Source organism: Mycobacterium sp. G7A2, from assembly GCF_041902445.1.
In the GTDB taxonomy this organism is placed as follows: Bacteria; Actinomycetota; Actinomycetes; order Mycobacteriales; family Mycobacteriaceae; genus Mycobacterium.
The window spans coordinates 5,446,549-5,458,889 of the sequence record NZ_CP169251.1 but is presented as its reverse complement, the minus strand read 5'-3'; the positions used below and the strand labels follow the sequence as shown (position 1 = coordinate 5,458,889).

Below are 12,341 nucleotides of genomic sequence, written 5' to 3'. Positions count from 1 at the left end.
GTGACCCATTCGGATTCGGAGTGCGCCGCCGGAAGCGGATACTCTGGAGCCAATGGTCCCGCTCTGGTTCACGCTGTCCGCACTCTGTTTCGTGGGTGCGGGCGTGTTGCTGTACGTCGACCTGGATCGACGCCGCGGTCTGGGCCGCCGCCGTAAGTCGTGGGCCAAGTCGCACGGCTTCGACTACGAGGCCGAATCCGCTGACATCCTGCAGCGCTGGAAGCGTGGCGTGATGTCGACCGTGGGCGACGTCACCGCACGTAACGTCGTGCTCGGCCAGATCCGCGGCGAAGCGGTGTTCATCTTCGATCTCGAGGACGTCGCCACCGTCATCGCGCTGCATCGCAAGGTCGGCACGAACGTGGTGGTCGACATGCGGCTCAAGGGCCTCAAGGAGCCCCGCGAAAGCGACATCTGGCTGTTGGGCGCCATCGGCCCCCGGATGGTGTATTCGACCAACCTCGACGCCGCCCGCCGCGCCTGCGACCGGCGCATGGTCACCTTCGCCCACACCGCGCCCGACTGCGCGGAGATCATGTGGAACGAGCAGAACTGGACCCTGATCAGCATGCCGGTGACCAGCACGCGCGCCCAGTGGGACGAGGGCCTGCGGACCGTGCGGCAGTTCAACGATCTGCTGCGCGTGCTGCCCCCGGTGCCGTCGACGGCCGCCGGCCAGCCCGCCCCGCGGCGCACCGGCTCACCGAGTCGCCCGCTGACCCCGGCACCGGCGGGCCGCGCCGAGATGCCACCCGGCTACCCGCCGCCGCGTCCGGAACCCGGCCGCGCGCAGCAGCCGACGCGCAACGGTCGGCAGTCGCCGAACTATCAGCGATAAGTACTGTCTAGGGCATGTCCCGCCCTGTCGCCCTGATCACCGGGCCGACGTCCGGCCTCGGTGAGGGCTTCGCCCGCCGCTATGCGCTGGACGGCTACGACCTGGTGCTGGTGGCCCGCGACCAGGACCGTCTGACCCGATTGGCCGCCGAATTACGCGACGAGGCGGGTGCTGATGTCGAGGTGATCCGCGCCGACCTGGCGCAGGCCGCTGACCGTGCCGCCGTTGCCGACCGGTTGCGCGCCGGTGTGCAGGTGCTGGTCAACAACGCGGGGTTCGGCACAGCGGGGGAGTTCTGGTCGGCCGACTACGCACTGCTGCAGTCCCAGCTCGACGTCAACGTCACCGCCGTCATGCAACTGACCCATGCCGCGCTGCCGCCGATGCTGGCCGCGGGGACGGGCACGGTCCTCAACGTCGCCAGCGTCGCCGGGCTGCTGCCGGGCCGCGGGTCGACGTACTCGGCGTCCAAGGCCTGGGTGGTGTCCTTCTCCGAAGGGCTGGCCAACGGATTGGGCGGCACCGGGGTCGGGGTTCATGCGCTGTGCCCGGGTTTCGTGCGCACCGAATTCCACGCCCGGGCCGGCATCGACATGGCCGGCACCGCGTCGTTTCTGTGGCTCGAGGTCGACGACGTGGTGCGCGAGACGTTGGCCGACATCGCCAAAAACAAGATCGTCATCATCCCCGGTCTGCAGTACAAGGCGCTGACGACCGGCGGACGGATGATCCCGCGGAACGTGGTGCGGGCGCTGACCCGAGTGGTGGGCAAGGGCCGTGACCGGACGTGAGCCGCGGTGCGGCTGATCGTGCTCCTGGCGGCGATCATGCTGGCCGCCACCTCGTGTGCCGGGGGAGATGACCGCTCCGACGTGTATTCGGCGCCGACCGCCGCCCTGGGGGAGTCGATGGCGGTGCTGGGCTGGAACATGTCGGTCGCCAACCTGCGCTTCGACGCCGACTATGTGCTGGTCGACATCGACGCATCGCCCTCGCAGGAGGGGGGTGAGCACGTCGCCCCCGGGGACGTCCGGTTCGGGCTCTACGGCGCGCTGGCCCACCCCATCGAGGCCGACGCCGTCGGTGGCTGCGGGGACGTGCCCGACCTGGACATCGACCCCGTGTCGGCGTCGACGCCGGACCGGATGACGGGCACGGTGTGTCTGGGTCCGCTGCGCGACCAGTCGCAGGTGCGGGGCGTGTATGCGTATTCGTCCGAGGACCGGATCGCCGGCACCACCGCGGCCTACCCGGCGGCGTTTCCGGTCGGCGTGCTGCCCACCAACGAGAACGACACCGGTCTGACGATGAAGACCACCAGCGTCGACGCGTTCCGGGCCGACGGCGCGAAGCTGGACCCGTCGGCGCTGGGCGATCCCACCGCCTTCACCGGCAACGGTTACATGCTCATCGGACTCGAGATCGACGGGCTGGCGGCGCGGTATCGGGAGGAGTCCGCCGAACGCGGCGGCCCACTGATGGTGGTGGCCGGTCCCACCATCGACGGCCGCGGCCTCAGCCACGCCTGCGACAAGTACGGGGCCTCGGTGCTGGTGCTGCCGGAAGCCTCCCGCGAGCGCGTGCAGGTCCAGGTGTCGCTGTGCACGCAGGGCGAGATCAACAACGCCCTGCTCTATGCGACGGTGTCGATGACGGGGACCCACGCCGCGCTGTGGCTCGTCGATGCCTGAGCTGCGCGAGCCTGAGCCGCCGGAACCCGAACTGCCCGGCCCGACCGAGTGGGGCGACGGCCCCGGGGTCGGGCCGTGGCAGGGGCCGCCGCCCGACGACCCCCGCTACGACCCGGATCTGTTGCGCGACGGAGACACCCGCAACGTCGTCGACGCGTACCGGTATTGGACGCGGGACGCGATCGTCGCCGACATCGACGCACGCCGGCACCGGCTGCACATCGCGATCGAGAACTTCGGCAACGACGCGAACATCGGCGCGGTGGTACGCACCGCCAATGCGTTCGCCGTGCACACCGTGCACATCGTGGGTAGGCGCCGCTGGAACCGGCGCGGAGCCATGGTGACCGACCGTTATCAGCGGTTGTGCCACCACGACACCACGGCCGATCTACTGCGGTTCGCCGCGGGTGCGGGACTCGTGGTCGTGGCCGTGGACAACGTCCCCGGCGCCGCACGGATCGAGGACACGGTCCTGCCGCGAGACTGCCTGCTCGTCTTCGGGCAGGAGGGGCCGGGCATCACCCCCGAGGTGAAGGTTGGGGCCGATGCGACGGTGTCGATCGCACAGTTCGGCTCGACGCGCAGCATCAACGCCGCCGTCGCCGCCGGAATCGCCATGCACACCTGGATCCGTCAGCACGCCGACCTCGGCGATGCCTGGTGACACCGGATGTGTGCGCAGCAGCCACCAGACCGCGACCGCGGCCGAGAGCAGCAGGGCCGCACCGACTCCCGAGGCGACGGCCAGGCCGTGGGTGAAGGCTTCCCGTGCCGGATCGAGCAGCCGTTCGGCCTGCTCGGCCGGCAGTGACTGCGCGGCGTGGATCGCGCTGGGCAGCGAATCCCTTGCCTGCGTGGCGATCTCGGCAGGCAGGCTGGGCGGGACCGACACCGTGCGGTACACCGCGGTCAGGATCGAACCCAAGGTGGCGATGCCGAGCGCCATGCCGAGCTCGTAGGCGGTCTCGGAGACCGCCGCCGCCGAACCCGCGCGCTGCGGGGGGACGCTGGCCAGGATGACGTCGCTGGCCACGGTGAAGGCCAGGCCGAGCCCGACCCCGACGACGAACAGCGCGATGCCCAGCGGCAGGTAGGAGATCGGTGAGATCAGCAGCAGGAACGCCATGAGCGTCCCCATCGCCACCCCGACCAGCGTCAACCCGGCGGTCAGGACCAACCGGTGTGACACGTACCGCACAGCGATCCCGGCCAGCACACCGAACACCGTGGCGGTCACCGCGGCGGGCAGTTCGGCCAGCCCTGCCTGCAGCGGACCGTAGCCCCGCACCAGCTGGAAGTACTGCGACAGGAAGAACACCAGACCCGAAAGGCCCAGCACCGAAAGAAGATTCGCCACCACCACGCCGGTGAACACCGGGCGGCGGAACAACCGGACGTCGATCAGCGGGACGGGAAGGCGCAGCTGACGGCGCACGAACAGCGTCAACGCGGCGGCGCCGAGCAGCGCGGCCAGCACCGCGTCGATCCGGATGCCGTGCGCGGCAGCCGCGATGCCCTCCTTGATCGCGTAGACGACGCCCAACATGCCGACCATGGACAGGCCGACACTCGGCAGATCCCACGGTCCCGGCTCGGGATTGCGATGTTCGGGCAGCAGCACCAGACCGCCGACGACCAGGACGACCATCGCCGGAATGTTGATCAGGAACACCGAGCCCCACCAGAAGTGCTCCAGCAGAACACCTCCGATCACCGGGCCCAGCGCCGCACCGGCCGAGAAGGCCGACGCCCAGATGCCGACGGCGATGCTGCGTTCACGTTGGTCGGGGAACAGCCCGCGGATCAGCGCCAGCGTGGCCGGGGCCAGCGTGGCGCCGGCCATCCCGAGCAGGGCGCGGGTGGCGATGAGCATCTCCGGCGACGACGAGTACGCCGTGATGGCCGATACCACGCCGAATACCGTTGCACCGCAGAGCAACAACTTCTTGTGTCCGATGCGGTCACCGAGGCTGCCCATGCTGATGAGCAACGCGGCCAGCACGAAGGAGTAGATGTCGCCGATCCACAGCAGCTGGGTGCCGCTGGCCGAGAGGTCGGCGCTGATGAACGGCATCGCCAGTGCGAGCACGGTGCCGTCGACGCCGATGATGAGCACGGCCATGGTCAGGACGCCGAGGGCAAACCAGCGTCTGCTCATTGCTTCACTCCGTTGAGTAGTAGGTCGGTGATCAGTCGGGTTCCGTCGCGTGCGGCGACCCGCCCGGCGCGGATGGACCAGTCGGTCGCGGCGACCAGGCTGTAGAAGGTCTCGGTCAGCCAGGCTGCGGGCAGTTCGGGCCGGAACACCCCGTCCTGCTGGCCGCGCAGGAAGAGTTCGGTGATCGTCGAGTCGATCTCACCCCACACCTCTATGCAGGTGTCCGGATCCTCCTGGCTCTGGCTGTAGAGCAGCGCGAGGTACGGGGAGATCGGCTCGCAGGCGGTCACCAGCCGTCGCAATGCCTCGTCGGCGGGCCCTTCATGCAGCCGGACGGCGGCCAGCACCTCGGACATCTCGGCGATGGCGAGCTCCTCGAGCGCCGTCATCAGCGCGGAGCGCCCGGCGAAGTGCCGGTGCAGTGTTGCGCGGCTGACGCCGACCGCCGAGGCGATCTCGTCCTGTGTCGCGTTCGGCCGCCGGCCGAGGTAATCGGCGGCGGCGCGCAACAGATCTTCACGCGTGGACATGAGACGACTATAGCTCAGATGAGACAAATTTGTCTCATAGCGTTTCGGGTGGCTGGTGAGGCAGGATCGACGGATGGATCAGTTGTGGGCCAACCGCGCCGCCAGCGCAGAAGCCGCGATCGCCCGGCGGCACCTCAGGCGGTTGTGGGGGCTGCCCGGGACGCAACTCGGGGTGGTGGCCTGGCCCGCCGCCCCGCGCTACCGCCGCTTCGGCACCTGGCACTACTGGTGGCAGGCCCATCTGCTGGACAACCTCGTCGATGCGCAGCGGCGCGACCCGACCGAGGCGCGGCAGAAGCAGATCACCCGCCAGATCTGCGGGCACCGGCTGCGCAACGTCGGTCGCTGGACCAACGACTACTACGACGACATGGCCTGGTTGGCGCTCGCGCTGGAGCGGGCCGGCCGGATCGCCGGTGTCGAACGGACCAAGGCGCTGGAGACGCTGACCGAGCAGTTCGTCACGGCCTGGGTGCCCGAGGACGGCGGCGGGATCCCGTGGCGCAAACAGGACCAGTTCTTCAACGCGCCGGCCAACGGGCCCGCTGCCATCTTCCTGGCCCGGCACGACGAACGGCTGCGCCGGGCCCAGCAGATGGCCGACTGGATCGACGAGACACTGATCGATCCGGAGACCCACCTGGTGTTCGACGGCATCAAGGCCGGGTCTCTGGTCCGTGCCCAGTACACCTACTGCCAGGGCGTGGTGCTGGGACTGGAGACGGAACTCGCCGCACGCACCGAGGACTCCCGGCACGCGCAGCGGGTGCACCGCCTGGTGGCCGCCGTCGCCGAGAACATGGCACCCGACGGAGTGATCAAGGGCGCCGGCGGGGGCGACGGCGGGCTGTTCAACGGAATCCTGGCGCGCTACCTCGCGTTGGTGACGACCATGCTCCCCGGACACGCGCCCGACGACGACACGGCGCGCGACACCGCCCGCTCGATCGTGCTGGCCTCGGCGCGCGCGGCGTGGGAAGGCCGGCAGACCGCCGAGGAGCTGCCACTGTTCAGCGCATTCTGGGACCGCCCCGCCCAGGTGCCGACCCCGGCCGGATCGGACGCGCAGTTCGTCGACGGAGCGGTGAACTCGTCGGAGATACCCGAGCGGGACCTGTCGGTGCAGCTGGCGGGATGGATGCTGATGGAGGCCGCGTGCACCGTCGCGGGCGACGAATCGGAAACCGTCGCGGGCGACGAATCTGGTGAGTGAGCTCCCGTCGTCGCGGGGTTTCCCGCTGCTGCCGTCGCGGCGGGTCAACCGCGGGTCGAAGACCACGTCGACATCGGACAACACCGCCGCCGCGCTACTGCTCGGGTTCACCGTCATCGCCATCCTGTGGGCCAATTCGCCGTGGGCGCAGAGTTATTCAGAGCTGCTCGAGACCCATCTCGGTGTCGCATTCGGCGACCACCACTTCGACATGTCGGTCAAGCACTTCGTCAACGACGCGTTGATGGCGTTCTTCTTCTTCATCGTCGGACTCGAGGTCAAACGTGAATTCACCATCGGCGAGCTGACCGACCGCTCGCGCGCGGCGGTGCCCGTCGTCGCTGCCGCGGCCGGTCTGGTGTTGCCGGCGGTGGTGTTCCTGGCGTTCAACCCGTCCGGGGAGAACGCCGCGGCGTGGGGCGTGGTGATCTCGACCGACACCGCCTTCCTCGTCGGTGCGCTGGCGCTGATCCGGCCGATGTTCCCCGCCCGGGTGCGGGTTTTCCTGCTCACCTTGGCGGTCGTCGACGACGTCGGTGCGCTCGGCGCGATCGCGCTGTTCTATTCCGACAGCATCCAGGTCGTGCCGCTGCTCAGCGCGGTCGCGCTGCTGGCAGCGCTGGCGACGGTGAGGTTCCTGCCCACGGCCCGCGGGCCCGCCTACGCGGTGCTCGGTGTGGCGTTGTGGATCGCGCTGTACCTGGCCGGCGTCCACCCGACACTGGCCGGCGTCGCGGTCGCCCTGCTGATCCCGGTGTTCACCCCCGAGCGCCGGCCGGTGGAGCAGGCCGTCGAGCAGATCCGCGCCTTCCGGCAGTCCCCGAACTCGCAGTACGCGCGGGCTGCCAGCCGCTCGCTGCGGGAGTCGATCTCGATCAACGAACGGCTGCAGGAAAGCGTCGGGCCTGCGGTGTCGTTCTTCATCCTGCCGTTGTTCGCGTTGGTCAACGCCGGGGTTCGTCTCGATGCGCAAACCCTGTCCACCGCTGTGCGGTCGTCTCTGACCTGGGGCATCATCGCCGGGCTGGTGTTGGGCAAGTTCGTCGGCATCACCGCCGCCACCTGGTTCATGCGTCGTAGCGGTCTGGGTGTACTGGTCCCGGGGCTGACGCTGCGGCGTATCGCCGGCGGCGCCGCACTGTCCGGAATCGGCTTCACCATCTCGCTGTTCATCGTCGACATCGCGATCGCCGAACCCGAACGCCAGGATCAGGCCCGCATCGGTGTGCTGGCGGCGTCGGTGCTTGCGTTCGTGTTCGGCTGGGCGGTGTTCCGCATCACCGACTGGCTCAGCCCGCCCGAACCGGTCGGGCTCAAGCTGCTGCGGCCGGTGGATCCCGACCGCGATCACGTCCGCGGGCGGCACGACGCACCGCTGACGCTGGTCGAGTACGGCGACTTCGAGTGCCCGTTCTGCAGTCGCGCGACCGGTTCCATCGACGAGGTGCGCGATCACTTCGGCGACCGGCTGCGGTACGTCTGGCGACATTTCCCGCTGGAACGTGCACATCCGCGGGCGTTCGACGCGGCCCGGGCCAGCGAAGCGGCGGCGCTGCAGGGCAGGTTCTGGGAGATGGCCCGCGAGCTGTTCGCCCATCAGGACGACCTGGAGTGGTCGGACATGTATCGCTATGCGGTCGCGGCGGGCTGCGACATCGATCAGTTCGACCAGGATGTGCGCGTGCACTCGTCGAAGGTGCTGCACCGGGTGACCGACGACGCCGAGGACGCCGAGGCGATGGACCTCAACGCGACACCCACGCTGTTCGTCAATGGTCTGCGCCACAGAGGCCCGTGGGACGCCGCCAGCCTGATCCGCGCGCTCGAAGAGAGCCGTTCACCGAAGGCCTAGCTCCACCGGCGAAACCTGTGCGAAACAGCACGCATCTGTATTTAACATGCGCCATTTAGTATTCGGCATTGACCTTATGAATACGTAAAGCTACGTTCTGTATACGTAATACGGATCACAGATACAGGTAGGTGTGATGGCATCGTCAGTCGTCGGGCACGCCGTGGTGAACAAGCTTCGCCATGCACTGCTCACGGGCGAAATCGGCGCCGGAGTGCGGCTGTCGTATTCGAAGCTGGCAGAGCAGTTCGGGGTCAGCCGGATACCGGTGCGCGACGCGATGCAGGCACTCGTTGCCGAGGGGCTGGTCGTCATGCTCGACGGCATCCCGTACTCGCGGCGGCTGTCCATCCTCGAACTACAGGAACTGTACGAGCTGCGGATGGCGGTCGAGCCCACGCTGACCCAGATGGCGGTACCGCAGATCGGTCGCGCCGAAATCATCCAGATGACCGGGCACTACGAAACGATGTCCGAAACCACCGACGTCGTCGAGTGGCTGGAAGCCAACGCCAACTTCCACGCCACCATGTATCACCGGGCGAACCGGCCGATGACCATCGCGCACATCGATCAGCTTCGTAAGCTCGCCGACCGCTACCTCTATCTGCACCTGGCGGTGATCGGCAACGTCGAGCATCTCCAAGAAGAACACGCCGCGATTCTCGAGGCCGCTAAAACCGGTGACGGCCCAGGGCTGTACGCGCTAACCCGCACTCATCTCGAAACCTCCCACGAGTTCATCGTCCGATATCTGCTGGCCAATGACGAGGTCAGCTCCTGAGCCTGACCCCTGGGTTCGCCTGGAGGGCATGGATTTTCGGCGCCGACACCGACGACGACGCCGACCTGGTCGACCGAGCCGAGAAAGGAAAACAGTGAACAGAACCAAACGAGCCATTGGCGCGGTCTCCAGTGCCGCTCTCCTGCTGACAGCGTGCAGTAGCGGAGGTGGCGGTGCCGACGATGACGTGATCAAATTCGGCTGGCTGAACGGCATCACCGGCGACTACTCGTCGTACTACGAGCCGTCACAAGCCGCTGTCTCGGTGGCCATTGACGAAATCAACGACAACGGGGGAGTGCTCGGCAAACCCGTCGAACTTGTCGCGGCGGACAACCTGTCCACTGTCGAAGGTGCTGTTCAGGGCTTCTCTCGGCTGGTCGACGTCGAGGGTGTGGTGGCCGTCGGCGGCGTCGAGTCGACGGGCGGCCTCGCCATTCGTGACAGTGCCAACGAGCTGGAGATCCCGGTATTCTGCCCAGGCTGCGGCACCCCGGAACTCGACGATGCCGGCGGCGAATACATCTGGCGTATCACCGGTTCGGACACCGACGGCGGCACCATCGCGGCGCAGTTCGCCCGCGACGAGGGAATCCAGCGGGTCGCCATCATGGCGCAGAACACCGAAGGTTTGTCCGAACCCGCCGACATCTTCAAGGAAGTGTTCGAGGAAGGCGTCGGCGGTGAGGTCGTCGCCGACGTCCGGTTCAACCCGGGCCGATCCTCCTATCAGGCCGAGCTGGCCCAGGCGTTCGACGCGAACCCCGACGCGGTCTACCTCGCCGCCGGGCACGAAGCAGGGTCGGTGATTCTGCGGGAATGGCAACGCCGCGGATACGGCGGAAAGTTCTTCGTCTCGCCCGACCTCGTCACGCCCCCCATCGGCTCGCTGATGCCAGAACTGGAAGACGGGGTGGCCGTAGGCGCGATCGCCGCCTACGACACCGAATCACCGGCCTACCAGAGCTTTGCGGAGCGCTTCAAAGCCAAGACCGGGGAGGATCCGGCGGCCGGGGTCTACGACGCGAACCAATACGACCAGTACATCGCGTTGGCGCTGGCCATCACCAAGGCGGAAAGCACCGAAGGTGCCGACATCGCGGCCGCTATCCCCGAGGTGCTCAGTCCCGGCGGCGTCGAGGTGTTCTCCTACGCCGACGGTGTTCGGGAGCTCGAAGCGGGCAACGAGATCAACTATCACGGCGCCTCGGGAACTCTGGACCTCAACGACGCCAACAACCTGGCCGCGCCGCTGTTCGGTGAACAGTTCATCGTCGACGGCGCCTGGACGCAGGTCGACGTGCTCGAGCTCGATCCGGCACTGAGCGAGGTACTCGATCGCTAGCCGGTGAGGTGGGCGGTCACCCCGGTGGCCGCCCACCCCAGCGCGCACTCGACGCATTCCTCCGTCAACGCCCGAAAGGCAGTGCAGTGCAGTACGTCATATTCGGCCTGGTGACCGGGAGCATTCTCGCCATGGCCACCGTCGGGTTCTCGATGGTCCGTCAAACCGAGGGATTCCTGAACATCGCCCACGGCCAATTCCTCGCCCTCGCTGCGTTTGTCGGCCTCTTTGCCAGCCGTGATCTCGGCATGCCGACATGGTTTGCCGCATTGTTCGCCGCCGCCACCACCGGGGTGGCTGCGGTAGTGCTATCGGTGGTGGTATTCGAGCCGATCCGACAAAAGGGCGTCCTCGTGCAGCTCTTCTCGTCGGTCGGGGTCGCTTACATCATCTACGGGCTGCTGGTGATGATCTTCGGCGCCAACCTGCAACACTACGAGGTCTCGTTCGGCACCTCGTACTCCGTGGCCGGAATGCAGATCTCCTTCGGCGAGATCGCGATCATGGCGACCGCCGCGGTGGCCATCCTGGCACTGCACGTCTTCTTGACCAAGACGCCGGCAGGGATCTCGGTGCGCGCGGTGGCCACCAACCCGGACTTGGCCAGAGTTCGTGGGATCTCGACTCGGTTGGTGTCCTACCAGGTCTGGTTCATCGCCGGCTTTCTCGCCGGACTGGCCGGCGTGATGATCGGCATCATCGGCTCGGTGGGCCCCGAATTAGGCTGGCAGAACATCATTCTCATTCTGGCCGCCGCAGTACTTGGTGGCCTCGGCAGCACCTACGGGGTCATCATGGCCAGCCTCTTGTTGGGACTGGCGATGGACCTCAGTGCGCTACTCATCCCGACGTCCTATCGCACCGTCGTGGCCTTCGCAGCGCTGATCATCGTGCTGTTGTTCAAGCCGAGCGGCCTGTTCAGTGTGCGGCAGCGGAAGCAGGCGGCCTGATGCAGTCATTGATCGTTTTTCTGGTGGGGGTGTTGACCCTCGCCGCCATCTATGCAGCCCTGGCAATGGTGTTGAATCTGGTCGCCGGTTGGGCGGGCATGTGGGACCTCGGGGTTGCCGGCCTGGTCGCCGTGGCGGCGTACACCTACATCATCGTGACCCAGACGAAAGTGGATTCGGGCCTGTGGTTCGCGCCGGGCTGGTCGATGGCGACCGGCATAGTCGCTGCCGTCGCCGTCACCGCGGTGGCCGCGTTGATTGTCGCGCTCCCGGCGATTCGGCTGCGGGGAGAGTACTTCCTGATCACCACGCTCGCCTTCGCCGAAGTCATCCACCAGTTGATCATCAGTGAGGACAAGCTGACCCGGGGCGCCACCGGATTCTCGTCGATCGACCGGCCGTTAAGTGACCTGGTACCGGCGAGCGACTACCGGTGGGTGCTGCTCGGGCTGGCCCTGGCGGTCGCGCTCGGTGTCTACCTACTGACCAACCGGCTGTCCAAGACACCGTTCGTCCGGGTGTTGCGGGCGAGCCGGGATAACGAGGCGGTTGCCCGATCGCTGGGCAAGAACGTCGTACGGTACCGCATCGTCACCTACGTACTGGCCGGCGCGTTGATCGCTGTGATCACCCCGCTGTATCTGTGGCATGTACGCAGCGTGGTGCCCTCGCTGTTCGTCTCCGAGCTGACCTTCGTGGTGTGGACCGCGCTGGTCGTCGGAGGGATGGCCAGCCGTAGGGGACCGGTGATCGGTGCGACGCTGCTGATCGTGTGCACCGAACTGCTGACCTTCCTACAGGGTTCAGCCGAGTACGCACAGATTCTGGCCGCGACCCGGCCGCTGATCCTGGGCCTGCTCCTCGTCCTGGTACTGCGGTTCCGCCCGGAGGGCCTGTCCAGCGAGAGATCGGCGTTCCGGTTCAGCGAGGCTGATCTGCTGCCGGACAAGACTTCCGAAACCAAGGCGGTGCCATGA

The 12,341-nt window shown here is 67.4% G+C and carries 11 protein-coding genes and 1 pseudogene; 10 read left to right on the top strand and 2 right to left on the bottom strand.

Annotation, left to right across the window (positions count from 1 at the left end; translation table 11 throughout):
- Nucleotides 1-52 precede the first annotated feature (52 nt).
- The 4 genes from ttfA to ACEWX3_RS26000 are packed head-to-tail and all read left to right on the top strand — an operon-like array spanning nt 53 to nt 3,196.
- A complete protein-coding gene (ttfA, locus tag ACEWX3_RS26015) occupies nt 53-838 on the top strand; it encodes a trehalose monomycolate transport factor TtfA (protein ID WP_207068101.1) in 786 nt (261 codons plus the stop codon).
- A 14-nt stretch (nt 839-852) separates the two neighbouring features.
- A complete protein-coding gene (locus ACEWX3_RS26010) occupies nt 853-1,629 on the top strand; it encodes an SDR family NAD(P)-dependent oxidoreductase (protein WP_374158108.1) in 777 nt (258 codons plus the stop codon).
- A gap of 36 nt (nt 1,630-1,665) precedes the next feature.
- On the top strand, nt 1,666-2,529 hold the full coding sequence (locus ACEWX3_RS26005; RefSeq protein ID WP_374159960.1) for a hypothetical protein: 864 nt from the start codon (nt 1,666-1,668) through the stop codon (nt 2,527-2,529).
- Nucleotides 2,522-3,196, top strand: coding sequence for an RNA methyltransferase (locus tag ACEWX3_RS26000; protein WP_221350219.1), 675 nt, complete (start codon nt 2,522-2,524; stop codon nt 3,194-3,196). The genes ACEWX3_RS26005 and ACEWX3_RS26000 overlap by 8 nt, the downstream gene beginning before the upstream one ends.
- On the opposite strand, the pseudogene ACEWX3_RS25995 reads toward ACEWX3_RS26000, so the two are convergent.
- Both ACEWX3_RS25995 and ACEWX3_RS25990 read right to left on the bottom strand, forming a co-directional pair.
- Nucleotides 3,086-4,690: pseudogene (locus ACEWX3_RS25995) on the bottom strand (MFS transporter); the annotation flags it as partial. The gene ACEWX3_RS26000 and the pseudogene ACEWX3_RS25995 overlap by 111 nt on opposite strands.
- Nucleotides 4,687-5,220, bottom strand: a complete 534-nt coding sequence (locus ACEWX3_RS25990) for a TetR/AcrR family transcriptional regulator (protein ID WP_207068098.1) — start codon at nt 5,218-5,220, stop codon at nt 4,687-4,689. The gene ACEWX3_RS25990 and the pseudogene ACEWX3_RS25995, both read right to left, overlap by 4 nt.
- A 73-nt stretch (nt 5,221-5,293) precedes the next feature.
- On the opposite strand from ACEWX3_RS25990, the gene ACEWX3_RS25985 reads away from it, so the two are divergent.
- The 6 genes from ACEWX3_RS25985 (at nt 5,294) to ACEWX3_RS25960 (ending at nt 12,341) form a co-directional block, all read left to right on the top strand.
- Nucleotides 5,294-6,433, top strand: coding sequence for a glycoside hydrolase family 76 protein (locus ACEWX3_RS25985; protein ID WP_374158107.1), 1,140 nt, complete (start codon nt 5,294-5,296; stop codon nt 6,431-6,433).
- Entirely contained in the window at nt 6,426-8,285 is a 1,860-nt protein-coding gene (gene nhaA, locus ACEWX3_RS25980) for a Na+/H+ antiporter NhaA (protein ID WP_374158106.1), read from the top strand. The genes ACEWX3_RS25985 and nhaA overlap by 8 nt, the downstream gene beginning before the upstream one ends.
- Before the next feature lie 136 nt (nt 8,286-8,421).
- Entirely contained in the window at nt 8,422-9,069 is a 648-nt protein-coding gene (locus ACEWX3_RS25975; protein WP_374158105.1) for a GntR family transcriptional regulator, read from the top strand.
- A 187-nt stretch (nt 9,070-9,256) separates the two neighbouring features.
- Complete coding sequence (locus tag ACEWX3_RS25970) at nt 9,257-10,414, top strand: ABC transporter substrate-binding protein (RefSeq protein WP_286188569.1); 1,158 nt, start codon at nt 9,257-9,259, stop codon at nt 10,412-10,414.
- Between the two features lie 86 nt (nt 10,415-10,500).
- Nucleotides 10,501-11,364 carry a branched-chain amino acid ABC transporter permease gene (locus ACEWX3_RS25965; protein WP_286183392.1) on the top strand — a complete coding sequence of 288 codons (864 nt, stop codon included), beginning with the start codon at nt 10,501-10,503 and terminating at the stop codon, nt 11,362-11,364.
- Nucleotides 11,364-12,341 (top strand): branched-chain amino acid ABC transporter permease, encoded by a 978-nt coding sequence (locus tag ACEWX3_RS25960; RefSeq protein WP_207068093.1) that lies wholly within the window; start codon nt 11,364-11,366, stop codon nt 12,339-12,341. Before ACEWX3_RS25965 ends, ACEWX3_RS25960 begins: the two co-directional genes overlap by 1 nt.